The 25,004-nt window shown below is 69.2% G+C and carries 17 protein-coding genes; 10 read left to right on the top strand and 7 right to left on the bottom strand.

The window, feature by feature from the left end; translation table 11 throughout:
• Positions 1 to 115: 115 nt before the first annotated feature.
• Complete coding sequence (locus HNR51_RS00330) at positions 116 to 1,306, bottom strand: glycosyltransferase family 87 protein (protein WP_182553649.1); 1,191 nt, start codon at positions 1,304 to 1,306, stop codon at positions 116 to 118.
• Positions 1,307 to 1,551: 245 nt separating this feature from the next.
• A complete protein-coding gene (gene recR, locus HNR51_RS00325) occupies positions 1,552 to 2,157 on the bottom strand; it encodes a recombination mediator RecR (RefSeq protein ID WP_012453506.1) in 606 nt (201 codons plus the stop codon).
• 313 nt (positions 2,158 to 2,470) lie between these two features.
• Between recR and HNR51_RS00320 the strand changes: the two genes are divergently transcribed.
• Positions 2,471 to 4,090: a phosphoenolpyruvate carboxykinase gene (locus HNR51_RS00320; protein ID WP_182553648.1), complete on the top strand. Its 1,620-nt coding sequence runs from the start codon at positions 2,471 to 2,473 to the stop codon at positions 4,088 to 4,090.
• Positions 4,091 to 4,135: 45 nt separating this feature from the next.
• Here HNR51_RS00320 and rlmN read toward each other — a convergent pair whose 3' ends face one another.
• Positions 4,136 to 5,413 carry a dual-specificity RNA methyltransferase RlmN gene (rlmN, locus tag HNR51_RS00315; protein WP_182553647.1) on the bottom strand — a complete coding sequence of 426 codons (1,278 nt, stop codon included), beginning with the start codon at positions 5,411 to 5,413 and terminating at the stop codon, positions 4,136 to 4,138.
• A gap of 116 nt (positions 5,414 to 5,529) precedes the next feature.
• A complete protein-coding gene (gene aroB, locus HNR51_RS00310) occupies positions 5,530 to 7,269 on the bottom strand; it encodes a 3-dehydroquinate synthase (RefSeq protein WP_182553646.1) in 1,740 nt (579 codons plus the stop codon).
• A gap of 251 nt (positions 7,270 to 7,520) precedes the next feature.
• Between aroB and HNR51_RS00305 the strand changes: the two genes are divergently transcribed.
• From HNR51_RS00305 to HNR51_RS00265, 9 genes are all read left to right on the top strand, one after another.
• Positions 7,521 to 8,252: a TetR family transcriptional regulator gene (locus HNR51_RS00305; protein ID WP_012453500.1), complete on the top strand. Its 732-nt coding sequence runs from the start codon at positions 7,521 to 7,523 to the stop codon at positions 8,250 to 8,252.
• Between the two features lie 351 nt (positions 8,253 to 8,603).
• Entirely contained in the window at positions 8,604 to 9,566 is a 963-nt protein-coding gene (gene mdh, locus HNR51_RS00300) for a malate dehydrogenase (RefSeq protein ID WP_012453499.1), read from the top strand.
• A gap of 135 nt (positions 9,567 to 9,701) precedes the next feature.
• A complete protein-coding gene (gene sucC / locus HNR51_RS00295) occupies positions 9,702 to 10,898 on the top strand; it encodes an ADP-forming succinate--CoA ligase subunit beta (RefSeq protein WP_012453498.1) in 1,197 nt (398 codons plus the stop codon).
• An 8-nt stretch (positions 10,899 to 10,906) separates the two neighbouring features.
• Positions 10,907 to 11,791 (top strand): succinate--CoA ligase subunit alpha, encoded by an 885-nt coding sequence (sucD, locus tag HNR51_RS00290; protein WP_141951001.1) that lies wholly within the window; start codon positions 10,907 to 10,909, stop codon positions 11,789 to 11,791.
• A 242-nt stretch (positions 11,792 to 12,033) separates the two neighbouring features.
• Positions 12,034 to 15,024, top strand: coding sequence for a 2-oxoglutarate dehydrogenase E1 component (locus HNR51_RS00285; RefSeq protein ID WP_041371183.1), 2,991 nt, complete (start codon positions 12,034 to 12,036; stop codon positions 15,022 to 15,024).
• 83 nt (positions 15,025 to 15,107) lie between these two features.
• Positions 15,108 to 16,445: a 2-oxoglutarate dehydrogenase complex dihydrolipoyllysine-residue succinyltransferase gene (odhB, locus tag HNR51_RS00280; RefSeq protein WP_182553645.1), complete on the top strand. Its 1,338-nt coding sequence runs from the start codon at positions 15,108 to 15,110 to the stop codon at positions 16,443 to 16,445.
• A gap of 82 nt (positions 16,446 to 16,527) precedes the next feature.
• The gene (locus tag HNR51_RS00275) at positions 16,528 to 17,730 is read left to right on the top strand and encodes a DUF4241 domain-containing protein (RefSeq protein ID WP_182553644.1); all 1,203 of its coding nucleotides are present in this window, start codon (positions 16,528 to 16,530) and stop codon (positions 17,728 to 17,730) included.
• Positions 17,727 to 19,130, top strand: a complete 1,404-nt coding sequence (gene lpdA, locus HNR51_RS00270; protein ID WP_182553643.1) for a dihydrolipoyl dehydrogenase — start codon at positions 17,727 to 17,729, stop codon at positions 19,128 to 19,130. Before HNR51_RS00275 ends, lpdA begins: the two co-directional genes overlap by 4 nt.
• Positions 19,131 to 19,353: 223 nt before the next feature.
• Entirely contained in the window at positions 19,354 to 20,979 is a 1,626-nt protein-coding gene (locus tag HNR51_RS00265; protein WP_012453493.1) for a hybrid sensor histidine kinase/response regulator, read from the top strand.
• Positions 20,980 to 20,996: 17 nt separating this feature from the next.
• Here HNR51_RS00265 and HNR51_RS00260 read toward each other — a convergent pair whose 3' ends face one another.
• The 3 genes from HNR51_RS00260 to HNR51_RS00250 are packed head-to-tail and all read right to left on the bottom strand — an operon-like array spanning position 20,997 to position 24,932.
• Positions 20,997 to 21,626, bottom strand: coding sequence for a sarcosine oxidase subunit gamma (locus HNR51_RS00260; protein ID WP_182553642.1), 630 nt, complete (start codon positions 21,624 to 21,626; stop codon positions 20,997 to 20,999).
• Positions 21,619 to 24,648, bottom strand: a complete 3,030-nt coding sequence (locus tag HNR51_RS00255) for a sarcosine oxidase subunit alpha family protein (RefSeq protein WP_182553641.1) — start codon at positions 24,646 to 24,648, stop codon at positions 21,619 to 21,621. Before HNR51_RS00255 ends, HNR51_RS00260 begins: the two co-directional genes overlap by 8 nt.
• Positions 24,645 to 24,932 (bottom strand): sarcosine oxidase subunit delta, encoded by a 288-nt coding sequence (locus HNR51_RS00250; RefSeq protein ID WP_182553640.1) that lies wholly within the window; start codon positions 24,930 to 24,932, stop codon positions 24,645 to 24,647. Before HNR51_RS00250 ends, HNR51_RS00255 begins: the two co-directional genes overlap by 4 nt.
• Positions 24,933 to 25,004: the final 72 nt, after the last annotated feature.

The following is a 25,004-nucleotide window of genomic DNA, read 5'->3' as shown; positions in this document are numbered from 1 at the left end:
CCCCCCAGCCGGAGACCGGCCGCAAGAGAGGGGTCGCCGGAGGGGTTGCCGGAGGGGCCGTCAGAGGGGCCGCCGGCGCGGCGGCGAGGGCTGCGTTCACGGGCATGACCGGCCCTCAGGCAGGAACCGGAGCCGCCGGCCCGGCCTTGCCTCCGATCGCAGCGGTCGCAGCCTGCTCCCGGCGCAGGATGCGCCAGACCAGGGCGACCAGGAGGAGGAACGGCAGGGCGGCCAGCGAGATCTCGGCCGAGGCGGTGATCTCCGTTCCGAGCCGGGCCTCGTACAGGCCGCCGGCCGTCAGGCCGTAGCCGCCCACCATCCAGCCGAGTGCGAGCAGGGCGAGTTCCTCCCGCCGGCTCGCCCGCCCGAGAAGATCCGGCAGGAGCAGGGCGAGGGCGACGCCGTAGAGCGTCAGGTCGTAATCGTAGGCGTAGGGGCTGACGAACAGGCTTGCCAGGGCGGCGAGGCCGACGACCTGCCGCCGCGGCAGGTTCCGCCACAGGGCGAGCGGGATCAGGCCGAGGACCGCAGCGGCCGTCGCCACCTGAACGGCCAGTGCGACGAAGGCCGGCAGATCGAGGCTGCGCAGGCAGGCATAGACCGAGACCATCCGAAACAGCGGGTAGGCGCCCGCGGCCAGGAACGTCTTGGCCTCGTCCACGCCGCCGAGGAAGGCCGGCCAGATCGCAGGGCCGAGCACGACGGTGGAGAAGACGAGGGCCAGTGCGGCCGTCGCGGCAGCGATGGCGAGACAGTGCCAGCGGCGCGAGACGAGGGCGCAGACCGCGAGTCCGACCGCGAGATGCGGCTTGATCACCATCAGGCCGAGCGGCAGGCCGGCAAGCGCCCGCCCGCTCAGAAGGCCGAGGCAGGTCAGACCGATCAGCGTGCCCGTGAGAAAGCCGTTCTGGCCGCCGGCCACCCCGACGACGAGAACCGGTGCGAGCGCGACGACGACCGGCGCGAACTGCGCGCCGGCGATCCGGCGCAGGACGAGCAGATACGCCACGAGGGTCGAGCCGACGAAGACGAGGTAGGCGAGGCCGATCGGCAGGGGGGCGAGCGCCGCCACCACGAGGTCGAAGGGCGGGGGGTAGGTCCAGGGCAGAAAGGCCTGTTCGCCCGTGAGGGCCTGCTGGACCGTCAGGAGCGCCGGGAGGTGGTAGGCCTGCACGATGTCCCCGCGCCACACCATCCGGCCGGCGATGTGGAAGGCGTCGAAATCCGTGATGCCCTGAGCGGGCAGCAGCCCGGCATAGCGCAAAGCCTTGCTGAGCATGACCGCGGCAAGGCTCAGGAGGAGCATCCGCACCACGAAGGGCGTGGCCAGCCTCTCGTGAAGTCTCGGTGCGCGGCCCGGTTCCTGTTCCGGTCGAAGATCCATCATGGTCGGGCCGGGGCGGTCGGTGCGGGAAAGACTGTCTTCGGCACAGCCGCGCCGGTCCGCGACCAGACTTGTCACGGCGCGATTTAAGAAGCCGTTACGGGTTCTTTCCGGGCGAGCGCGCCCGGCCTCGCGAAAGGCCGGCTCCGTTCCCGAGACGATCGTCCTCAGAACGCGGTGCGGCTGCGGATCGCCGCCGTGAGCGTGCCCTCGTCGAGATAGTCGAGTTCGCCGCCCACCGGCACGCCATGGGCGAGGCGGGTGATCGTCAGCCCGAGAGGCTTGAGCGATTCGGTGACGTAGTGGGCCGTGGTCTGGCCGTCGACCGTGGCGTTGAGTGCCAGGATGATCTCCTTCACCCCCGGCGCGCTCGCCCGCTCCACGAGAAGGGCGATGGTGAGGTGCTCGGGCCGCACCCCGTCGAGCGCCGAGAGCACGCCGCCGAGCACGTGGTAGCGCGCCTTGACCGCGCCGGACCGCTCCAGCGCCCAGAGGTCGGAGACGTCCTCCACTACGACGAGGGTGGTCGGGTCGCGGGTCTCGTCCCGGCAGATGGTGCAGGGATCGCTGGTATCGACGTTGCCGCAGGCGTGGCACACGACGATGCGATCGGCGGCGATGCGCATCGCGTCGGCCAGGGGCGCGAGCAGGGTCTCGCGCTTCTTGATGAGCTGGAGCGCGGCCCGGCGGGCGGAGCGGGGCCCGAGGCCCGGCATGCGCCCGAGAAGCTGGATCAGGCGCTCGATCTCGGGGCCGGCGACGGCTTGGGGCATGCGGATTTCGGGCAGCTATGGACGGGAGGGAGCGGCGGGCGCCCTCCCTCACATAAGCCTTCCGCCGCGATTTTGCCCGTTCCGGATTGCGACGGCTCGACCGTTGGATGAGGCGCCGGCGCGCAAATTTAATTTGAACCCATACCAAGGATTAGTTGACGGCCAAGCCGGAGCCCGATCCATTGAGCCGGCGGGGCGGAGAACCTGCGTGCGGCGGCCCTGACCGACCGCGCGGACGCATCGCCAGAGAACGCGAAAAGCCGGACCGACCGGCGCGACGGCGCGATCAGGGGCCGTGAGGGAGGAGACACCTGTGAAGACGATCGGCGAATTCAACGCGGCCCACGGACCGGAGGCGATCGGCCTGACCGATCTGACCGCGGTGCACTGGAACCTCGAAGCCCCCCGCCTCTACGAAGAGGCCTTGCGCCGCGGCGAGGCGCAGCTCGCCCGCGGCGGCGCGCTGGTGGCCACCACCGGCAGCCATACCGGCCGCTCGCCCAAGGACAAGTATGTGGTGCGGGACGCGAGCACCGAGAACGAGATCTGGTGGGACAACAACGGCTCGATCACTCCGGACCAATTCGCGACCCTGCTCGCCGATTTCCGCGCCCATGCGCGGGGCAAGGAGCTGTTCGCGCAGGATCTCTACGGCGGCGCCGACCCGGCCCACCGGGTGCGGGCGCGGGTCTATACCGAACTCGCCTGGCACTCCCTGTTCATCCGCAACCTGCTGATCCGCCCCGAGCGCGGCGAACTCGCCGCCTACGTGCCGGAGTTGACGATCATCGACCTGCCGAGCTTCCAGGCCGACCCGGTTCGGCACGGCTGCCGCTCCAAGACCGTGATCGCCATCGATTTCGCGCAGAAGATCGTGCTGATCGGCGGCTCGGCCTATGCCGGCGAGATGAAGAAGTCGGTCTTCACCTACCTCAATTACGTGCTTCCCAATGCTGGCGTGATGCCGATGCACTGCTCGGCCAACGCCGCACTCGATGAGACCGGCGACTCGGCCCTGTTCTTCGGCCTGTCGGGCACCGGGAAGACGACCCTGTCGAACGACTCGTCGCGAAAACTCATCGGCGACGACGAGCATGGCTGGAGCCGGGACGGCATCTTCAACTTCGAGGGCGGCTGCTACGCCAAGACCATCCGGCTCTCGCGCAACGCCGAGCCGGAGATCTACGCCACCACCGAGCGCTTCGGCACGGTGATGGAGAACGTCGTCGTCGATCCGCTCACCCGCGTGCCGGACTTCGACGACGCGACGCTCACCGAGAACACCCGCTGCGCCTATCCGCTCGACTTCATCGCGAATGCGAGCGCCACCGGCCGGGCCGGGCATCCGAAGAACATCGTGATGCTGACCTGCGACGCCTTCGGCGTGATGCCGCCGATCGCCCGGCTGACGGGCGCGGAGGCGATGTATCACTTCCTCTCGGGTTACACCGCCAAGGTGGCCGGCACCGAGCGCGGGTTGACGGCGCCGGAGGCGACCTTCTCGACCTGCTTCGGCGCGCCGTTCATGCCGCGCCACCCGAGCGTCTACGGCAACCTGCTCCGGGCGCTGATGGCCGAGCACGGCGTCGATTGCTGGCTCGTCAATACCGGTTGGACCGGCGGCGGGGTCGGCACCGGGCGGCGCATGCCGATCCGCGTCACCCGCCGGCTGCTCTCGGCGGCGCTCGACGGCTCGCTGGCGCAGACCGAGTTCCGGCGCGACCCGTATTTCGGCTTCTCGGTGCCGGTCGAGGTGCCCGGCGTCGAGACGCAGGTGCTCTCGCCGGTCGAGACCTGGACCAACAAGGCGGCGTTCGCCGAGACCGCCACGCGCCTCGTCACGATGTTCCGCGAGAACTTCAAGCGCTTCGAGAGCCACGTCGATGCCGACGTGCGCGCCGCCGAGCCGGTGGCCGCGCCGATCGCGGCCTGAGTGATCACGTCCCCTCCCTGCGCGAGCGGGGAGGGGACGAGCACCTCAATCGACCTGATCGGCGTAGACGGCCTCCGCGCCCATGCCCTCTTCGAGCATCATCCGGGCGCGGGCGCGCAGCTTTTCGGTCTCGCTCTTGAGCTGGCCGCAGGCCGCCAGGATGTCGCGGCCGCGCGGGGTGCGCACCGGCGAGGCGTAGCCGGCGTTGAACACGAACTCGGAGAACCGCTCGATCCGCTCCCAGTCCGAGCACTCGTATTTCGAGCCGGGCCAGGGGTTGAACGGGATCAGGTTGATCTTGGCCGGGATGCCCTTGAGCAGCCGCACCAGGGCGCGGGCATCGGCGTCCGAATCGTTGACGCCCTTCAGCATCACGTATTCGAAGGTGATGCGCCGGGCGTTGCTGAGGCCCGGATAGTTCCGGCACGCCTCGAGCAACTGCGCGATCGGATATTTGCGGTTCAGCGGCACCAGTTCGTCGCGCAGCTCGTCACGCACGGCGTGCAGCGAGATCGCCAGCATGGCGTTGGCTTCCAGCCCCAGCCGCTCGATCTGCGGCACCACGCCGGAGGTCGAGACGGTGATGCGCCGCCGCGAGAGGGCGAGGCCCTCCTGATCCGACATCACCGCGATGGCGTAGATCACCGCGTCGAGATTGTAGAGCGGCTCGCCCATGCCCATGAACACGATGTTGGTGACGAGCCGGCCAACCTCGCCGCCATCCTTGCCCGGCATCTGGCCGGTGAAGTCGCCGAGCGCGTCGCGGGCGACGACGAGCTGCGAGACGATCTCGGCCGTCGAGAGATTGCGCACGAGGCGCTGCGTGCCGGTGTGGCAGAACGAGCAGGTCAGCGTACAGCCGACCTGGGACGAGACGCAGAGCGTGCCGCGGTCGTCGCCGGGGATGTAGACGCACTCGATCTCGGCGCCGCGGTTGTGGTCGTGCGCGCCGGTGGGCGCCATGCGCAGGAGCCACTTGCGGGTGCCGTCGCGCGAAACCTGCTCGGTGACGACCTCCGGCCGGTCGAGGGTGAAATGCTCGGCGAGCTGCGCCTTCAGCCCCTTGCCGACATTGGTCATCTCCGAGAACTCGCGGGCGCCGCGCACGTAGAGCCAGTGCCAGATCTGGCTCACGCGCATCCGCGTCTCGCGCTCGGGCACGCCAATGCCGATCAGCGCCTGCTTCAGGCCCTCGCGGGTGAGGCCGACCAGGGAGGCCTTGCGGCCGGGCAGGGTCGAGAGGGCGGTGACCTCGGGGGCCTTCTCGATTGCGGGGAGGGCGCGCGATGCGCCCGGGGCGGAGTCGAACGACGCCGTCGCCATGGCTCAAGACCTTAGGAAGCTGGAACGGCTCTCATATAGGCGCATTCGGGCGGGAACGCGACTGCGCCCCGTTCCGGTCTCCCACGCATCTCTCCCGCACATCGCGCCGGGGCCGTTCAGCCCTGCAGTTCCGCCTCCAGGAAGCCGCGCACCTCGGCCGCCGCGATCCCCGGCGCAATGAAGCTCTGGCCGATGCCGTGGGCGAGGATGAAGGTGAGCTGCCCGTCGCGGACCTTCTTGTCCTGGGCCATGGCGTCGAGGAGCGCGTCCGGGTCGCCGGCCCCGCCCGGCACCTGCTGCAGGCGGGTCGGCAGGCCTGCGAGCGCGAGGTGGTTGGCCACGCGCCCCGCATCCTGGCCGGAGCACAGGCCCAGCCGGGCCGAGAAGCGGAAGGCCAGCGCTAGCCCGATCGCGACGCCCTCGCCGTGGACGAGGCGGGCGGCGTCGTAGCCGGTCAGCCGCTCCAGGGCGTGGCCGAAGGTGTGGCCGAGATTGAGCAGGGCGCGCTCGCCGTCCTCCCGCTCGTCGCGGGTGACGACCCCGGCCTTGGCGCGGCAGCAGGCGGCCACCGCCTCGTCGCGCTCCGGCCCGCCGGAGAAGATGCCGGCCCAGTTCGCCTCGCACCATTCGAAGAAGTCGGCATCGCCGATCAGGCCGTACTTGGCGACCTCGGCGTAGCCCGCCCGCATCTCGCGCTCCGAGAGCGTGTCGAGAGTCGCGGTGTCGGCCAGCACCAGGCGCGGCTGGTGGAAGGCGCCGATCAGGTTCTTGCCGTGGGGCGAGTTGATGCCGGTCTTGCCGCCGACCGAGGAATCAACCTGAGCGAGCAGGGTTGTGGGCACTTGGACGAAGCGGACGCCGCGCCGCAGGGAGGCCGCCGCGAAGCCGGCGAGATCGCCGACCACGCCGCCGCCGAGGGCCACGACGAGGTCACCGCGCTCGATCTTCTGGCTCAAAAGCCCGTCGCAGACGCGGGCAAACTGCGAATAACTCTTCGAGGCTTCGCCCGGCGGCACGGCGATGATCCCGCAGCGCAGACCGGCGGCCTCCAGGCTCGCCCGGACGCGCGCGCCGTAGAGACCGGCGACGGTCTCGTCGGTGACGATGCCGGCGGCCCGGGCGCCGAGATCCCGTGCCTCCGCGCCCACCGCGTCGATGAGGCCGCGGCCGATCCGGATATCGTATTCGCGTCCGCCCGAGAGGGGAACGTTTACACGCGAGGGTTGCTGCTTCATGAACGATGTCAAATGTTGTATCTGGGTCGCGCGGGACGGGTTGATGTGAAGGTCGAGAGCTTCCATCACGTCCTCCACCACACGATCGTGTGACACCTCGCGGGAGAGCACCGTGACGTCGGCCTGGGCATAGACCGGATGACGCACCTCCATCAGCGCGCGCATGGTCGCCTCCGGATCCTCGGTCTGGAGCAGGGGCCGGGTGTTGCGCTTGCGGACGCGGCGCATCAGCACATCGAGGTCGGCCTTGAGCCAGACCGAGATGCCGCCATCGGCGATCCGCGCCCGCGTGGCCTCGCGCATGAAGGCTCCGCCGCCGGTGGCCAGCACCATCGGGCCCTCGCGCAGCAGCCGCGCGATCACGCGCTCCTCGCCCTCGCGAAAGCTCGCCTCGCCGTAGATGGCGAAGATGTCGGCAATGGTGAGCTTGGCCGCCGCCTCGATCTCGTGGTCGGCATCCTTGAACATCAGCCCGAGGCGGCTGGCGAGGCGGCGCCCGACGGTGCTCTTGCCCGCCCCCATCAGACCGACGAGCACGATCGACCGGGCTCCAAGGCCGCGGCGCAGGCGTGCTTCGATCGGTTCGCCGGGCGATGCCGCCGGCGGCAGGGGGACGGTCATCGGGCGGTCATAGACGGTTTTGCGGATGCGGCGAAGGGTCGGGTATCGCTGTCCGCACCGAGTCGAAAGCCCCTCAATCGCGTCCTGCGTGCAATCCAAACGGGATCGGCACAAAAAGCGGGGGTCAGAGGGGTTGCAAAGTGTCGCGCGGGCAGGAAGGCTCGTACGCGAGCGCGTGGGACGGCACCGCTCTCGATCCGGCTCGCCTGGTCGAGTGCCCCCACGCTTGTTGTCTCTGTGCCAGGAAAGTCATGTTGCCGTACGGATCTCTCTCCCTTCCCGTCACCCTGACCGACAGCGAGAGGGAGGCGAGCGACCCGGTTTCCGATCCGCGCGCCGGCCCCGCTCGCCCGCAGCGCCTCAGCGGTCCGGCCGCCCGTGCCAGACCCACGCCGGTCTCGACGGATGCGCGATTGCTGGCCATCGCCACGGAGCACCTGACCCGGCTCGGCCCCAAACGCGTCACGGTCGTGGCGGTCGCGGCGGAGGCGGGCATGACCCATGCCAACGTCTACCGCTACTTCCCCTCCAAGGACGCCCTGCTCGACGCCGTCGCCGGACGCTGGCTGCGCGACCTCGAGACGGAACTCGCGGGCATCGCCGACGCGCCCGACCCCGCCGACGACAAGATCGAGCGCTTCATCAGCGCGCTCGCCAGCGCGCAGAGCGAGATGCTGACCCGCGAGCCCAACCTGTTCGCCGTGCATCTCGACGCCACCGTCGCCTCCCGCCCGATCGCCCGCCGTCACCGCGTGCGGCTGCGCGCCCTCGTCGAGCGCGTGGTGGAGGAAGGGATCGGCACCGGCGTCTTCGCCGCCCGCGACCGCGAGCGGGCGATCGCCGTCATCTTCGACGCCAGCTACCGCTTCACCCATCCGGTCGCGATCCAGCACGACGCGGACGTCCCCCGCGACCTGCTCGACGCCCGCCTCGGCGCGGTGATCCAGTCGATTCAGCGGGCGCTGCGCACCGGCACTTTCTGAATACGGAATAGGATCCCGCCGCTGCAATGCGGCGCAGCCGGAATAACGTATAATGACAGATTACAAAACCTGTCACCAACCTCCTGCCGACGGTCCCTCGCCATCCGAGAAACGCACAAATCCCTGATTTTCATAGGATTTATCCGGAAAGACGCCGCCCCCAAATCGCTCTCGGCCTCGATCTCACCCCGTTTGCTTGGACCTTCTTCGGGTTGAAGCCCTGTGGCTTTTCCGCCAAACACCGCCCCATCAGAATTGATCGGCGAAGGTTCGGCCGCAGCGCACCATCCGCGACATCGCTGACACGTTTTTCCGAACCGTCGCGAATTCCGACCGGAGGCTAGACCATCCATGGCACGCAGCAAGATCGCGCTCATCGGAGCCGGGCAGATCGGCGGGACGCTCGCCCATCTCGCGGGCCTCAAGGAACTCGGTGACGTGGTGCTGTTCGACATCGTCGACGGCGTGCCGCAGGGCAAGGCGCTCGACATCGCCGAATCCGCGCCCGTGGACGGCTTCGACGCCAAGTATTCCGGTGCCAGCGACTATTCGGCGATCGCCGGGGCCGACGTGGTGATCGTGACGGCGGGCGTGCCGCGCAAGCCCGGCATGAGCCGCGACGATTTGATCGGCATCAACCTGAAGGTGATGGAAGCGGTCGGCGCCGGCATCAAGGAGCACGCTCCGAACGCCTTCGTGATCTGCATCACCAACCCGCTCGACGCGATGGTGTGGGCGCTGCAGAAGTTTTCCGGACTGCCGACCAACAAGGTGGTGGGCATGGCCGGCGTGCTGGACTCGGCGCGGTTCCGCCACTTCCTCGCGGAAGAATTCGGAGTCTCGGTCGAGGACGTGACCGCCTTCGTGCTGGGCGGCCACGGCGACGACATGGTGCCGCTGACCCGCTACTCGACGGTGGCCGGCGTGCCGCTGACCGATCTGGTCAAGCTCGGCTGGACCACCCAGGAGAAGCTCGACGCCATGGTCGAGCGCACCCGCAAGGGCGGCGGCGAGATCGTCAACCTCTTGAAGACCGGCTCCGCCTTCTACGCGCCCGCCTCGTCGGCCATCGCCATGGCCGAGAGCTACCTGCGCGACAAGAAGCGGGTGCTGCCCTGCGCCGCCTACCTCGCGGGCGAGTACGGCGTCGACGGCCTCTATGTCGGCGTGCCGGTGGTGATCGGCGAGAACGGCGTCGAGCGCGTCCTCGAAGTGACGTTCAACGAAGACGAGAAGGCGATGTTCGAGAAGTCGGTCGGCGCCGTGAAGGGCCTGATCGCGGCCTGCCAGGGCATCAACGACAAGCTCGCCTAAAGCTCCGTCAGGCTCGGCGGCGGGCTGGAGCGCTTTTTCGACGAAGTGGACGCCGGTTCGGCGGAAAGCGCGTCACATCAAAGCCCCGGAGCCGCCGGCCCAGCCCTCTCTCCTTGCCCGTCCGACGAGGTCTCGATGAACATCCACGAATACCAGGCGAAGGCTGTCCTCAAGGAATTCGGTCTGCCGGTTTCCCGCGGCGTGGCGATCTTCAAGCCGGAGGAAGCCGCCGCGGCGGCCGACGAACTCGGCGGCCCGGTCTGGGTGGTGAAGTCGCAGATCCATGCCGGCGGGCGTGGCAAGGGCACCTTCAAGGGTGCGCCCGCGGGCGCCAAGGGCGGCGTGCGCGTCACCAAGTCGAAGGACGAGGTGGTGCAGTTCGCCCGCGAGATGCTCGGGCAGACCCTGGTGACGGTGCAGACCGGCGAGGCCGGCAAGCAGGTCAACCGTCTCTATATCGAGGAAGGCGCCTCGATCGCCTCCGAGTTCTACCTGTCGATGCTGGTCGATCGCGAGACCGGCCGCGTCGCCTTCGTCGTCTCGACGGAAGGCGGCATGGACATCGAGCAGGTCGCCCACGACACGCCTGAGAAGATCGTCACTTTCTCGGTCGATCCGGCCACCGGCATCATGCCCCATCACGGCCGTGCGGTCGCCAAGGCGCTGGGCCTGTCCGGCCCGCAGGCCAAGGAAGCCGGCGCGCTGACGGAAAAGCTCTACGCGGCCTTTACGGCCAAGGACATGAGCATGCTGGAGATCAACCCGCTGGTGCTCACCGGCGACGGTCATCTCAAGTGCCTCGATGCCAAGATCTCCTTCGATTCGAACGCCCTCTACCGGCATCCCGAGATCGTGGCGCTCCGCGACGAGACCGAGGAGGACGCCAAGGAGATCGAGGCCTCGAAATACGACCTCGCCTACATCGCGCTGGACGGCACCATCGGCTGCATGGTGAACGGCGCGGGGCTCGCCATGGCCACCCTCGACATCATCAAGCTCTACGGTGAGGAGCCGGCGAACTTTTTGGACGTCGGCGGCGGCGCCTCCGAGGAGAAGGTGACGGCGGCGTTCAAGATCATCACCGCCGATCCGCAGGTGAAGGGCATCCTCGTCAACATCTTCGGCGGGATCATGAAGTGCGACGTCATCGCCCGCGGCGTGATCGCGGCAGTGAAGGCGGTCGGCCTCGAAGTGCCGCTGGTCGTGCGGCTCGAGGGCACCAACGTCGAGGAGGGCAAGGAGATCATCCGCACCTCCGGTCTCAACGTGATCCCCGCGGACGATCTGGATGATGCCGCGCAGAAGATCGTCGCCGCGGTGAAGAAGGGTTGAGCTGACCGATGTCCATCCTGATCGACAAGAACACGAAGGTCATCTGCCAGGGCTTCACCGGCAAGAACGGCACCTTCCATTCCGAGCAGGCCATCGCCTACGGCACCAAGATGGTCGGCGGCACTTCGCCGGGTAAGGGCGGCTCGCAGCATCTCGGCCTGCCGGTGTTCGACACCGTCGCCGAGGCCCGTGAGGCCACCGGCGCCGACGCCTCGGTCGTCTACGTGCCGCCGCCCGGCGCCGCGGACGCGATCTGCGAGGCGATCCAGGCCGAGATCCCGCTGATCGTCTGCATCACGGAAGGAATTCCCGTGCTCGACATGGTGCGGGTCAAGCGCGCGCTGGAGGGCTCGAAGTCGCGCCTGATCGGGCCGAACTGCCCCGGCGTCGTCACCGCGGGCGAGTCCAAGATCGGCATCATGCCGGCCAACATCTTCAAGCCGGGCTCGGTCGGCATCGTCTCGCGCTCCGGCACGCTCACCTACGAGGCGGTGTTCCAGACCACCGTCGAGGGTCTGGGCCAGACCACGGCGGTCGGCATCGGCGGCGACCCGGTCAAGGGCACCGAGTTCATCTCCATGCTGGAGCTGTTCCTGGCCGACGAGAAGACCCAGTCGATCGTGATGATCGGCGAGATCGGCGGCTCGGCCGAGGAAGAGGCGGCGCAGTTCCTGGCCGACGAGGCCAAGCGCGGGCGCAAGAAGCCCATGGTCGGCTTCATCGCCGGACGCACGGCGCCTCCCGGCCGCCGCATGGGACATGCCGGCGCCATCATCTCCGGCGGCAAGGGCGGCGCCGAGGACAAGATCGCGGCGATGGAGGCGGCGGGCATCCGCGTCTCGCCCTCGCCGGCCCGCCTCGGCCGCACCCTGGTCGAGGTGCTGAAGGGGTGAGAGGTTCTCGTTCCTGTCACTCCTTCGGATGGAACGATGTCGTGCGCGGCCGTATTGCAGCGCACACATGGAGTCCCGTCCCATATGGGATGGTGCGGGGTGCACTCACCCCGGTGAGTCTCGGAGGCGCGTGAGGGGACCTTTTCGCGAAGGCCCCGGAGTTCGGGCGCGCCGGTTTGAATGAACGACGCGGCGGTTCGCTCATGCACGAGCGGACCGTCCGAGCGGTGGAACAGGCAGCCATGGCACGCCAGGACGCGAACGAAGCCCTTCTCCAAACCTCCTTCCTCTACGGCGCCAACGCCGCCTGGATCGAGGAACTGCAGGCGGCCTACGCCCGCGACCCGAACTCGGTCGATCCCGAGTGGCAGCAATTCTTCAAGGAACTGGGCGAGGACGACGCCCTGGTGAAGAAGAACGCCGAGGGCGCCTCCTGGGCCAAGCCGAACTGGCCGGTGCCGCTCAACGGCGAGATCGTCTCGGCGCTCGACGGCAATTGGGGCGCACTGGAAAAGGCGATCGGCGAGAAGATCCAGGCCAAGGCCCAGCCCGGCAAGCCCGGAGATTCGGCCAAGGGCGCGGCCATCGTCGCGGCGACCGGCGTCTCGGTCGAGCAGGCCACCAAGGATTCCGTGCGCGCGATCATGCTGATCCGCGCCTACCGCATGCGCGGCCACCTGCACGCCAAGCTCGACCCGATCGGGCTCGCCCCGCGCGGCGACCACGAGGAGCTGCATCCGCAGCATTACGGCTTCCAGGAGAGCGACTGGGACCGCAAGATCTTCCTCGACAACGTGCTCGGCATGGAATTCTCGACGATCCGCGAGATCGTCGGCATCCTGGAGCGCACCTACTGCCAGACGCTCGGCGTCGAGTTCATGCACATCTCCGATCCCGAGGAGAAGGCGTGGATCCAGGAGCGCATCGAGGGCAAGGACAAGGAGATCTCGTTCACGCCGGAAGGCCGTCGCGCGATCCTGAACAAGCTGATCGAGGCCGAGGGCTTCGAGAAGTTCCTCGACCTGAAATACACCGGCACCAAGCGCTTCGGCCTCGACGGCGGTGAGTCGATGGTCCCGGCCCTGGAGCAGATCATCAAGCGCGGCGGCGCGCTCGGCGTCGAGGAGATCGTCCTCGGCATGGCCCATCGCGGCCGGCTGAACGTGCTCACCAACGTGATGGCCAAGCCCTTCCGCGCGGTGTTCCACGAGTTCAAGGGCGGCTCGGCCTCCCCCGCCGAGGTCGAGGGCTCGGGCGACGTGAAGTACCATCTCGGCGCGTCCTCCGACCGCGCCTTCGACGACAACACCGTCCACCTCTCGCTGACCGCCAACCCGTCCCACCTCGAGATCGTCGATCCGGTGGTGCTCGGAAAGGTGCGCGCCAAGCAGGACCAGAAGGCCAAGCCGAATGTCGAGCGCCGCAAGGTGCTGCCGCTCCTGATCCACGGCGACGCGGCCTTTGCCGGCCAGGGCGTGGTGGCGGAGTGCTTCGGCCTGTCGGGCCTGAAGGGGCACCGCACCGGCGGCTCGATCCACTTCATCATCAACAACCAGATCGGCTTCACCACCGACCCGCGCTTCTCGCGGTCCTCGCCCTACCCCTCGGACGTCGCCAAGATGGTGGAAGCGCCGATCTTCCACTGCAACGGCGACGACCCCGAGGCGGTGACCTTCGCCGCGAAGGTCGCGACGGAGTATCGGCAAAAGTTCGGCAAGCCGGTCGTGATCGACATGCTGTGCTACCGCCGCTTCGGCCATAACGAGGGCGACGAGCCGGCCTTCACCCAGCCGAAGATGTACCAGCGGATCCGCAAGCATCCGACCGCGCTGGAGACCTACGGCAAGAAGCTCGTGGAGCAGGGCGACCTGACCCAGGAGCAGCTCGACGCGCGCAAGGCCGAGTTCCGCTCGATGCTGGAGAGCGAGCTCGACGTCGCCGGCGGCTACAAGCCGAACAAGGCCGACTGGCTCGACGGGCGCTGGTCCGGCTTCAAGGCGGTGCGTGAGGACGTGGACGATCCCCGCCGCGGCCGCACCGGCGTGCCGGTCGAGACCCTGCGGGACCTCGCCACGCGCATCACCACGCCCCCGCCCGGCTTCCACCTGCACCGCACGATCCAGCGCTTCTTCGACAACCGCGCCAAGGCGGTCGAGACGGGCGTCGGCATCGACTGGGCGACCGCCGAGGCTCTGGCCTTCGGCTCGCTGCTGATCGAGGGTCACCGGGTCCGGCTGTCGGGCCAGGACGTCGAGCGCGGCACCTTCTCGCAGCGCCACGCCGTGGTGATCGATCAGGAGAACGAGCAGCGCTACACGCCGCTCAACTCCGTGCGCGAGGGTCAGGCCAGCCTGGAGGTCATCAACTCCATGCTCTCCGAGGAGGCGGTGCTCGGCTTCGAGTACGGCTACTCGCTGGCCGAGCCGAACTCCCTGGTGCTGTGGGAGGCGCAGTTCGGCGACTTCGCCAACGGCGCGCAGGTCGTGATCGACCAGTTCATCTCGTCCGGCGAGCGCAAGTGGCTGCGCATGTCCGGCCTCGTGATGCTGCTGCCCCACGGCTACGAGGGCCAGGGACCGGAGCACTCCTCCGCCCGTCTGGAGCGCTATCTCCAGATGTGCGCCGAGGACAACATGCAGGTCGCCAACTGCTCGACGCCGTCGAACTACTTCCACATCCTGCGCCGCCAGCTGAAGCGCGACTTCCGCAAGCCGCTGATCCTGATGACGCCGAAATCGCTGCTGCGCCACAAGCGGGCGGTCTCGAAGATCGAGGACATCGCCGAGGGTTCGACCTTCCACCGCATCCTGTGGGACGACGCCGAGCAGGACGAGAACGGCGTGAAGCTCGTGCGCGACGACAAGATCCGCCGCGTCGTGCTGTGCTCGGGCAAGGTCTACTACGACCTCTACGAGGAGCGGGAGAAGCGCGGCGTCAACGACGTCTACCTGATGCGCGTCGAGCAGCTCTATCCGTTCCCGCTCAAGGCGCTCGCCACCGAGATGACCCGCTTCCGCAACGCGGAGGTGGTGTGGTGCCAGGAGGAGCCCAAGAACATGGGCTCGTGGTCCTTCGTCGAGCCCTATCTCGACTGGGTGCTCGGCCAAGCCGGCTCCGCCTCGAAGCGGCCGCGCTATGTCGGCCGCCCGGCCTCGGCCTCGACCGCGGTCGGCCTGATGTCGAAGCACCTCGCCCAGCTCCAGGCCTTCCTCAACGAGGCGCTGGCGGTCTGATCCGCCCGTCCCCTCCCGACCGATCCACCAACCGGGGCCGCGCCCGCCCGATGCGCGCCCCGAAACTCCGGTGAAGACAGATCATGGCGACCGATATCCTCGTCCCCACGCTCGGCGAATCCGTCAGTGAGGCCACGATCGGCCGCTGGTTCAAGAAGCCCGGCGACACGGTGGCCGCCGACGAGCCCCTGGTCGAACTCGAGACCGACAAGGTCACCCTCGAAGTGAACGCCCCCGCCGCGGGCGAGCTCGGCGAGATCCTCGTCAAGGACGGCGAGACGGTCGAGCCCGGCGCGGTGCTCGGCTCGATCGTCGAGGGCGGCAAAGGCGCCGACAAGGGCGCGGCCAAGTCCGAGTCCAAGTCCGATTCCAAGCCGGCGCCGAAGAGCGCCGAACCGGCCGAGACCAAGAGCGAGAGCCGCGAGGAGAAGGGCGGCAAGTCCAAGGACGGCCCGGCCCAGGAATCGTCCGCTTCCTACGGCAGCCACGGCGATGCCCCGCCGGCCGGCGGCGGGCGCGGCGCCGACGAGAGCGGTCCGGCGGTGGCCAAGCTCGCCCGCGAATCCGGCGTCGATCCGGCAAGCCTCAACGGCAGCGGCAAGGACGGCCGCGTGACCAAGGGCGACATGCTCGCTGCGATCGACAAGGGCGGCGCGAAAGCGCCGGCTCAGGAGACCAAGGCTCCGGCTCCGCCGCGTGCGCCCTCTGCCCCGGACGACGCCGCGCGCGAGGAGCGCGTGCGGATGACCAAGCTGCGCCAGACCATCGCCCGGCGCCTCAAGAGCGCCCAGGACACGGCGGCGATGCTGACCACGTTCAACGACGTGGACATGGGTGCGGTGATGGCGCTGCGCGCGCAGTACAAGGACATCTTCGAGAAGAAGCACGGGACGAAGCTCGGCTTCATGGGCTTCTTCACCAAGGCGGTGATCGGCGCGCTCAAGGACGTGCCGGCGGTCAATGCCGAGATCGACGGGCAGGATCTCGTCTACAAGAACTACTACCACATCGGCATCGCCGTCGGCACCGATAAGGGCCTCGTCGTGCCGGTGGTGCGCGATGCCGACGACCTGTCGATCGCCGGCATCGAGAAGAAGATCGCCGGCTTCGGCAAGAAGGCGCGCGAGGGCAAGCTCTCCATCGACGAGATGCAGGGCGGCACCTTCACCATCACCAACGGCGGCATCTACGGCTCGCTGATGTCGACCCCGATCCTCAACGCGCCGCAATCGGGCATCCTCGGCATGCACCGCATCGAGGAGCGGCCGGTGGTGCGCGGGGGCAAGATCGAGGCGCGGCCGATGATGTATCTGGCGCTCTCCTACGATCACCGCATCGTCGACGGGAAGGAGGCCGTGACCTTCCTCGTCCGCGTCAAGGAGGCGCTGGAGGATCCGGCCCGCCTCGTGCTGGATCTCTGATCCGAAGCGGTCGCGTGCCGTGCCCGCGCCTGCCCGCCGGCTTCCGGTCCGGGCGCGCGAATCCGGCCACGCGACCGGCTGAATGACCATGCCTCGATTGTCCGAACCGAGCCGGCGCGCCCTCCTCGGTCTCGCCGCAGCGGCGGTCGGGGCCGGGCTCGCGGCGTCGCTCGCCAAGCTCTTCCCGTGGCAGCGGGCAGGTCGCGACGGAGACCGACCGGTGGCCGACAAGCCTTACGACGCGAGAGAGAACGACGCCAACCTGTCGGTGACCGGACTGACGGAGGACGAGTTGCGGGAGCGGGGCATCACCCGCATGACGCTCGGCAGGCTGCCCTTGCCGAGCGGCGCGGTGATCGCGGCCGACCCCCTGGTGCAGCCCGAGCGCCCGGCCTTCACCCGCACGGTTCCGCCCGGTGACTATCCCGTCACGCTCTACCGCGCGCAAGACCGCGTCGCCCTGGCGGAACTGCGCATCGCCGACGGGACGCCGGAGCACTGGGACCTCGCTCTCGTGCCAGGTCAGGACATCGCCACCCTGAAGGCGGGCGAGATCTTCGGCTACCCCGTCGATGCCGGCCTCGGCTGCTTCATGGACCCGGTCGCTCGCGATGCCATGCAGCGCCGCGATGCGCAGGAGCAGAAGCGGAACGCGAGATACAGCAACTACTACGACGACGTGCTCGCGGACGAGCTCAAGGACTCGGATCTGAACTGGGTGATGCACCGGCCGCTGCCCGAGGAGCCGGCCCAGGTCGCGGTCTTCGCCAGCGGCTGGGGCGACGGCGTCTACGCCTCCTACTGGGGCCTCGACGCGGGCGGGCGGATGCTCCGGCTCGTCACGGATTTCGGTGTGATCGAGAACGGGGAAGGGCGCGATCCCCGGAAGGTCGCCGTCACTGCGGCTCTGGCCGCGCTGAGCCCGGCGCAGCGGCGTGACAGCGCGCGCGGCTACGAGGCCCTGAGGTGCGACGACCACGCGGCTTTCGCGGCGCTTCTGGATGCGGGGCGGATCGCGCCCGAAACGCCGATCGAAGAGACGCAAGGCACCTTCACCTTCGAAGCGATCCGCCTCGACAAGCCGGCAGCGCTGGAACGCCTCGTCCGGCACGGCGCACCGCTCCTGATGCCGCCCTACCTGCAGATCGGCGACGAGCGGAAGACCTATCCCGCTTACGCCCGCGACCTCACCGCATCCCGTTCGCCGCAACTCCTCGCCGTCATCGAGGCCTGGGAGCGCGCCGGCTCAATCGACACGCCATCACGAGGACAGACCCTTCCATGAGCTACGATCTCGTCGTCATCGGCACCGGCCCCGGCGGCTATGTCTGCGCCATCCGGGCGGCCCAGCTCGGGCTGAAGACCGCGGTGGTCGAGAAGCGGGCGACCCACGGCGGCACCTGCCTCAATGTCGGCTGCATCCCGTCCAAGGCGCTGCTGCACGCCTCGGAAGCCTTCGAGGAGGCCAACAAGCACTTCTCGGAATTGGGCATCGACGTCGGCACGCCGAAGCTCGACCTGAAGAAGATGCAGGCGTTCAAGCAGGGCGGCGTCGACGGCAACACCAAGGGCGTCGAGTTCCTGCTCAAGAAGAACAAGGTCGATGCCTATCACGGCCGCGGCCGCATCGCCGGAGCCGGCCGCGTCGAGGTGATCTCGGACGACGGCGGCAACCAGATGCTGGAGACCAAGAACATCGTCATCGCCACCGGCTCCGACGTGACGCGGCTGCCCGGCGTCGAGATCGACGAGAAGACGGTGGTCTCCTCCACCGGCGCCCTCGAACTCGCCGAGGTGCCGAAGCGGCTCGTGGTGATCGGCGCCGGCGTGATCGGGCTCGAACTCGGCTCGGTCTGGCGCCGGCTCGGCGCCGAGGTGACGGTGATCGAGTATCTCGACCGCGTGCTGCCGGGCATGGACGGCGAGGTCGGCAAGCAGTTCCAGCGCATCCTGGCCAAGCAGGGCATGGTCTTCAAGCTTTCGACCAAGGTGACGGGGGTCGAGGTGGCCGAGAAGGGCGGCGCGACCGTCACCGTCGAGCCGGCTCAGGGCGGCGAGGCGGAGACAATCGAGGCCGACGTGGTGCTCGTGGCCATCGGCCGCGTGCCCTTCACGGAAGGGCTCGGGCTGGAGACGGTGGGGGTGGCCACCGACAACAAGGGCCGCATCGAGACCGACAGCCACTACGCCACCAATGTCACCGGCATCTACGCCATCGGCGACGTGATCGCCGGGCCGATGCTCGCCCATAAGGCGGAGGACGAGGGCGTCGCGGTCGCCGAGATCCTGGCCGGGCAGGCGGGGCACGTGAATTACGGCGTGATCCCGAACGTCGTCTACACCTTCCCGGAGGTCGCCTCGGTCGGCAAGACCGAGGAGGAACTGAAGAAGGACGGCATCGGCTACAAGGTCGGCAAGTTCCCCTTCACGGCCAACGGCCGGGCCAAGGCCAACGGCACCACCGACGGCTTCGTGAAGATCCTCGCCGACGAGAAGACGGATCGCGTGCTCGGCGTGCACATCGTCGGCGCGGATGCCGGCAACCTCATCGCCGAGGTCGCGGTAGCGATGGAGTTCGCGGCCTCCGCCGAGGACATCGCCCGCACCTGCCACGCCCATCCGACGCTGACGGAGGCGGTCAAGGAAGCCGCGCTCGCCGTCGACAAGCGGGCGATTCACGTCTGAGTCGGCATCGTTCGATGCGGATCCGCGGGCTCGGCTTCCGGCCGGGTCCGCTTGTCCTTCGGAAGCATTCGGCCGAACCTTGGGTGGCTTGAAAGGCCACGCTGCGACCTTGTGTCGTTCACGAAGTGTTCAACCGGCCGAATTGGCTATGGAACGGTCACGCGTAACATCGGATTGTTAGGCGCAATCCGGCCCAGTGGGTCGCACCCGCTGGAACACGCCCATGCCCTCCTCGCCCGAGAAGCCGAGCGCGCCCGGCCCCAATACGCCGGTCTCGGGCAGCGGCGCGGCGGGCGTCATCGATCAGCATCACGATATCTTCTTCGCGGCCGTCGAACGGACGCGGATGCCGATGATCGTCACCGATCCGCGCCAGCCGGACAACCCGATCATCTTCGCCAACCGCGCCTTCATCCGCATGACCGGCTACACGGTCGATGAGCTGATCGGGAACAACTGCCGCTTCCTCCAGGGACCGGACACCGACCGCGACACCGTCTCGGACGTCCGCGACGCGATTCGCGAGCATCGGGAATTCGCCACCGAGATCCTGAACTACCGCAAGGACGGCTCCTCGTTCTGGAACGCGCTGTTCGTCAGCCCGGTCTTCAACCGCTCGGGCGACCTCGTCTACTTCTTCGGCTCGCAGCTCGACGTGTCGCGCCGCCGCGACGCGGAGGAATCGCTGCATCAGTCTCAGAAGATGGAGAGTCTTGGGCAGCTGACCGGCGGCATCGCCCACGACTTCAACAACCTGCTGCAGGTCGTCTCGGGCCACAACGAGGTGCTGCTGGCGCTGCTCGAGCATCCCAGCCTCGACGTCGCGCGGATGCGCCGCGCGGGGGAGGCGGTGCGGGCGGCGACCGACCGCGCCGCCAAGCTCACCCATCAACTCCTGGCCTTCTCGCGCAAGCAGCGGCTCGAAGGGCGGCTGCTCAATCTCAATGGCCTCGTCGAGAGCATGGGCGAGATGGCGGGGCGGACGCTCGGCGACGACATCGTCCTGAAATCCGTGCTCGCGCCCGATCTCTGGACGACCCGCATCGACCCGACCCAGGCCGAGGTGGCCCTGCTCAACGTGCTCCTCAACGCCCGCGACGCGATGCCCGACGGCGGCACGGTGACGGTGCGGACCGAGAACCTGCTGATCGAGGACGAGGACACCGCCCTCTACAAGACGGTGCCGCCCGGCGCCTATGTGGTGATCTCCGTTACCGATACCGGCCTCGGCATGCCCTCCGAGATCCTGTCGCGGGTGATGGAGCCGTTCTTCACCACCAAGGGGGAGGGCAAGGGCACGGGGCTCGGCCTCGCCATGGTCTACGGCTTCGCCAAGCAGTCCGGCGGGTCGGTGAAGATCTATTCCGAGGTCGGGCACGGGACAACGGTGCGGCTGCTCTTCCCCGCCTCGGACCAGAAGGTCGAGGACGAGATCAAGCCCACGACCCGTGCCGCCGACCGGCACGGCACCGAGACGGTGCTGGTCGTGGACGACCGGCCCGACGTGGCCGCGACCGCCGGCACCATCCTGGAGGATTTCGGCTACACGGTCCTCGTGGTCGACAACCCCGTGGCGGCGCTGGACATCCTGGACGGCGAGGGGCGCATCGACCTGCTGTTCACCGACCTCATCATGCCCGGCGGCATGAACGGTGTGATGCTGGCCCGCGCCGCGCGGGAGCGCCAGCCCAGGATCAGGGTGCTGCTGACCACCGGCTACGCCGAGGCCTCGATGGAGCGCACCGACGCGGGCGGCACCGAGTTCGAGATCATCAACAAGCCCTACAAGCGGATGGAGCTGGCCCGCCGGGTGCGGCGGGTCATCGACGGACCGACGGGGGTGGGATAGGGCGCGGGCCTCGGGGGTCAGCCCTGGACGGTGGCGACCTCGTAGCCGAACTCGGCCGCGGCATGCTCCAGCCATGCCCAGAAACTGCCGGCGAAGCTGCGGGCGACCGCGATGTCGTAGCTCGGGCCCGCATCGCGCTGCCAGAGCTGCACGCCGATATGGGCGATGCTCGTCACCGCCGCCCGGCCCGGCCCGAAGGCGCGGGGATGCAGATCGACCGCCACGCCCTTGGCAAGCAGGGCACGGGCCTGCGGTCCCGAGACTCGCACCAGGGCGCGCCCGTCGCTCTGGTCGGTGACGGCGGCGAGACCGCGCAGGGCCTCGGGCAGATCCCGGAGGGCGTGGGGCGAGGGCGCCACCGCGAGCCACTGGCCGGGCGCGGACCAGACCAGACCGCGCTCGCCCTCGAAGGCGGCTCCGCCCGCTTCCGGTGCGGACAGCCCGAAGCGCTCGGCCAACACGGTCTGTAGGCCGGCTTCGTTTCCCTCGGTCGCGACGAGCGTGGCGAGGCCGCGCCCTTCGAGCAGGGTCAGGCGGATGCCGGCCTGCCCTGGCGCACCGTGCCGCCCGGCACGCGGTGCACCGCCCCAGGCGCTGCGAGGCTGCCAGAGAGAGGCGGACGCTTGGATCGTTGCCGGCTCAGACACGCAGCTTCTCCTCTTTCGGGTCGACGAAGACCGGCGAACAGATCTCGACCTCGATGTCGGCGCCGCGCACCGGATCGTAGGCGCGCACCCGCTCGCCGTGGCGCTCCGGTCCGCGCCGGATCAGGCCGATGCCGATCCACGTCCTCAGGCTCGGCGAGTAGGCCACCGAGGTCATCACGCCCTCGTCCGCCTCCAAACTCGGCGCCGCATCGCGCGCGAGAAAATGCGCGCCCGCCCGCAGCCGCGCGCTCGGATCGACCGGACGGAAGCCCGCCAGAACCGGCCGGTCCGGATCGGTGAAGGCCGGGCGCTCCTTCATCAGGCGGCCGATATAGTCCTTCTTCTTGGCAAGCATCCCGCCAAGGCCGAGGTCGCGGGCGGTGGTCTGGCCGTTGATCTCGGCGCCCGCCGCATGACCCTTCTCGATGCGCATCACCGAGAGCGCCTCCGAGCCGTAGGCGGTGATGCCGTAGGGCAGGCCCGCCTGCATGATCGCCCGCCACGCGGCGTCGCCGTAGGCCGCCGGCACCGCGAGTTCATAGGCGAGTTCGCCCGAGAACGAGATGCGGAACAGCCGCGCCGGGATGCCGCCGCCGACGGTGACGTCGGCACAGGCGAGGAACGGGAAGGCGTCGTTCGAAATATCGAAGCCGGGATCGACGATCCGGCGGAGCGTATCGCGGGCGCGGGGGCCGGCGACCGCGTATTGCGCCCATTGCTCGCTCACCGAGGCGAGCTGCACGTCGAGCTCCAGCCATAACCATTGCCGGCAAAATTCGAGGTGCTGCATCACCTTGGCGGCGTTCGCCGTCGAGGCGGTCATGACGTAGTGCGTCTCGCCCATCCGCGCGATGGTGCCGTCGTCGAGGATGAGACCGTCCTCACGCAGGAGGACGGCGTAGCGGGCCTTGCCGACGGGCAGCGTGCCGAACGGGTTGGCGCAGACCCGTTCGATGAAGGCGAGCGCGTCGCGGCCCTGGATGTCGATCTTGCCGAGCGTGGTGACGTCGCAGACCCCGACGCGGGCGCGCACGGTCTCGACCTCGCGCACCACGGTGTCGAGCCAATCGGTCTCGCCGGCCCTTGGGAAGTAGGCGGGACGCAGCCACAGGCCGGTCTCGACGAAGACGCAGCCGTTCTCCTCGGCCCAGGCGTGCGAGGGGACGTGGCGGGTCGCGCGAAAATCCTTGCCGCGGTGGTGGCCGGCGAAGGCGCCGATGGCGACGGGCGTGAAGGGCGGGCGGAACACCGTGGTGCCGACGCTCGGGATGTCCTTGCCGGTCAGCTCGGCCATGATCGAGAGGCCGGCGAGGTTCGAGGTCTTGCCCTGGTCCGTCGCCATGCCGAGCGTGGTGTAGCGCTTCAGAAGCTCCACAGCCCGGAACCCCTCGCGGTGGGCGAGTTCGACGTCGGAGGCAGCCACGTCGTTCTGGAAATCGACGAAGGCCTTTCCGAGAGGCTTCGGCACCCGCCAGAGCGGCGTGTGATCCAGGCTCTCCGGATCGGTCTGCGGGGTCGCCTCGGTCGTGGCGGTGAAGCCGCAGGCGGTCGCGGCCTCGGCGCCGGCCCGGGCGCCGCTCTCCAGGCACTCGGCGAGGGTGAAGCGCCCGGCGGCGGCGCCGACGGCCTGCATGCCGGAGGGGAGGGTGCCCGGTACGAAGGCGTGGATCGCCTCGTCCCAGACCGGCCGGCGCGACAGGTGCGAGTCGAGATGCACCACCGGGTTCCAGCCATTGGCCATGGCGAGGCCATCACAGGCGATCGTCTCCACGCTGTGATAGCCGTCCACGACCTGGATCGCGCTCAGACCCAGATGGCCCTTGGTGCCGGCGACGTATCCGCCCGTCACCACCCGCGCCCCGGCGGCTTCCGCCATGCGGCGCAGAGCGGGGGGAACGGAGGGCCGGGTGTCGATCACCGCCGCGAGTTCGCCGCCCGCGGCGAGCACGTCGGCGGCGGTGCGCCAGCCGTCGTCGCTCGACGTGAACACGGCCAAGCGGCGGCCCGGCAGTACGCCGTAGCGGTTGAGATAGGTCCGCACGGCGCCGGCCAGCATCACGCCGGGCCGGTCGTTGCCGCCGAAGACGTGCGGGCGCTCGATGGCGCCGGCCGCGAGCACCGCGCGCTTAGCCACGATCCGCCACAGCCTCTGGCGCGGGGCGTGCGCCGCCGGCACGGCGAGGTGGTCGGAGACGCGCTCGACCGCGCCGTAGGCGCCGTGATCGTAGACGCCGAACAGGGTGGTGCGCGACAGGATGCGCACCTCGGGCAGGCTCTCCAGCTCGGCCAGCGCGCGGGCGGCCCAGTCGGCCCCGCTCGCGCCGCCGATCTCGCGCCGCTCGGCCAGGAGGCGGCCGCCGGTGGCGAAATCCTCGTCGACCAGAATCACCCGCGCGCCGGAGCGGCCGGCAGCGAGCGCCGCCGACAGGCCGGCCGGGCCGCCGCCGATGACGAGCACGTCGCAATGGGCGTAGGCGTGGTCATAGATGTCCGGGTCGGGGGCGTCGGCGGCGCGGCCGAGGCCCGCGGCGCGCCGGATCATCGGCTCGTAGAGCTTCTCCCAGAAGGCCGCCGGCCACATGAAGGTCTTGTAGTAGAAGCCCGCCGCGAAGACCGGCGAGAGCAGCGCGTTGACCGAGAGCGCATCGACCGCGAGCGTCGGCCAGCGGTTCTGGCTCGTCGCCTCCAGCCCCTCGTAGAGTTCGGCCATGGTGGCGCGGGTGTTGGGCTCGCGCCGGGCGCCGGAGCGGAGTTCGACCAGCGCGTTCGGCTCCTCCGAACCGGCCGAGAGGATGCCGCGGGGCCGGTGATACTTGAACGAGCGGCCGACGAGGCGCACGCCGTTGGCGAGCAGCGCCGAGGCCAGCGTATCGCCGTGGCAGCCGGTGAGGCGGCGCCCGTCGAAGGTGAAGTCGCGCGGCCGGTTCCGGTCGATCAGGCCGCCGGCAGCGGTGCGGAAGGGCTGGTCGGCCGAGGTCGCGGAGACGGGTGCCTCCGCGCGCTGAAGGGCGAGCGTGGTCATGCGGCCTCTCCCGAGCGGCGCGCCCGCGCGACGTCGCGCGCCGGCTCGACCGATTCGATGGCGTGGGTGCGGGTGTCGCGGGTCACGACCAGCCAGGAGCGGCAGCCGGCGGCGTGATACCAGAGCTCGCGGATCGTCCCGGCGGGGTTGTCGCGGAGATACACGTAGTCGTGCATGGCTTGCGCCGAGGCCTCGAGCCCGTCGGGGCGCCGGGGCGCGGCGTCGCCGAGATAGCTGAACTCCCCGTTGTCGCGCTCGCCGCAGAAGGGGCATCGGATGCGCATGGCGTGTCGTCCTCTTAGAGATCGGTGCCCGCTGGAGCGGGCATCGCAAGCGCGACTGCGCGTCGCCGCCCG

The sequence above is a fragment of the Methylorubrum thiocyanatum genome (genome assembly GCA_014138645.1).
Lineage (GTDB): Bacteria > Pseudomonadota > Alphaproteobacteria > Rhizobiales > Beijerinckiaceae > Methylobacterium > Methylobacterium thiocyanatum.
This window is presented reverse-complemented; position numbering and strand designations above follow the sequence as displayed.

What these genes read in the sequence shown, in the direction of transcription:
- HNR51_RS00255 (WP_182553641.1), bottom strand. Translation starts at nt 24,648, where the DNA reads ATGACCACGCTCGCCCTTCAGCGCGCGGAGGCACCCGTCTCCGCGACC.
- recR (WP_012453506.1), bottom strand. Translation starts at nt 2,157, where the DNA reads ATGCCCCAAGCCGTCGCCGGCCCCGAGATCGAGCGCCTGATCCAGCTT.
- rlmN (WP_182553647.1), bottom strand. Translation starts at nt 5,413, where the DNA reads ATGGCGACGGCGTCGTTCGACTCCGCCCCGGGCGCATCGCGCGCCCTC.
- HNR51_RS00250 (WP_182553640.1), bottom strand. Translation starts at nt 24,932, where the DNA reads ATGCGCATCCGATGCCCCTTCTGCGGCGAGCGCGACAACGGGGAGTTC.
- HNR51_RS00305 (WP_012453500.1), top strand. Translation starts at nt 7,521, where the DNA reads ATGTTGCCGTACGGATCTCTCTCCCTTCCCGTCACCCTGACCGACAGC.
- sucD (WP_141951001.1), top strand. Translation starts at nt 10,907, where the DNA reads ATGTCCATCCTGATCGACAAGAACACGAAGGTCATCTGCCAGGGCTTC.
- HNR51_RS00265 (WP_012453493.1), top strand. Translation starts at nt 19,354, where the DNA reads ATGCCCTCCTCGCCCGAGAAGCCGAGCGCGCCCGGCCCCAATACGCCG.
- sucC (WP_012453498.1), top strand. Translation starts at nt 9,702, where the DNA reads ATGAACATCCACGAATACCAGGCGAAGGCTGTCCTCAAGGAATTCGGT.
- aroB (WP_182553646.1), bottom strand. Translation starts at nt 7,269, where the DNA reads ATGACCGTCCCCCTGCCGCCGGCGGCATCGCCCGGCGAACCGATCGAA.
- mdh (WP_012453499.1), top strand. Translation starts at nt 8,604, where the DNA reads ATGGCACGCAGCAAGATCGCGCTCATCGGAGCCGGGCAGATCGGCGGG.
- HNR51_RS00330 (WP_182553649.1), bottom strand. Translation starts at nt 1,306, where the DNA reads ATGCTCCTCCTGAGCCTTGCCGCGGTCATGCTCAGCAAGGCTTTGCGC.
- HNR51_RS00285 (WP_041371183.1), top strand. Translation starts at nt 12,034, where the DNA reads ATGGCACGCCAGGACGCGAACGAAGCCCTTCTCCAAACCTCCTTCCTC.
- HNR51_RS00275 (WP_182553644.1), top strand. Translation starts at nt 16,528, where the DNA reads ATGACCATGCCTCGATTGTCCGAACCGAGCCGGCGCGCCCTCCTCGGT.
- odhB (WP_182553645.1), top strand. Translation starts at nt 15,108, where the DNA reads ATGGCGACCGATATCCTCGTCCCCACGCTCGGCGAATCCGTCAGTGAG.
- lpdA (WP_182553643.1), top strand. Translation starts at nt 17,727, where the DNA reads ATGAGCTACGATCTCGTCGTCATCGGCACCGGCCCCGGCGGCTATGTC.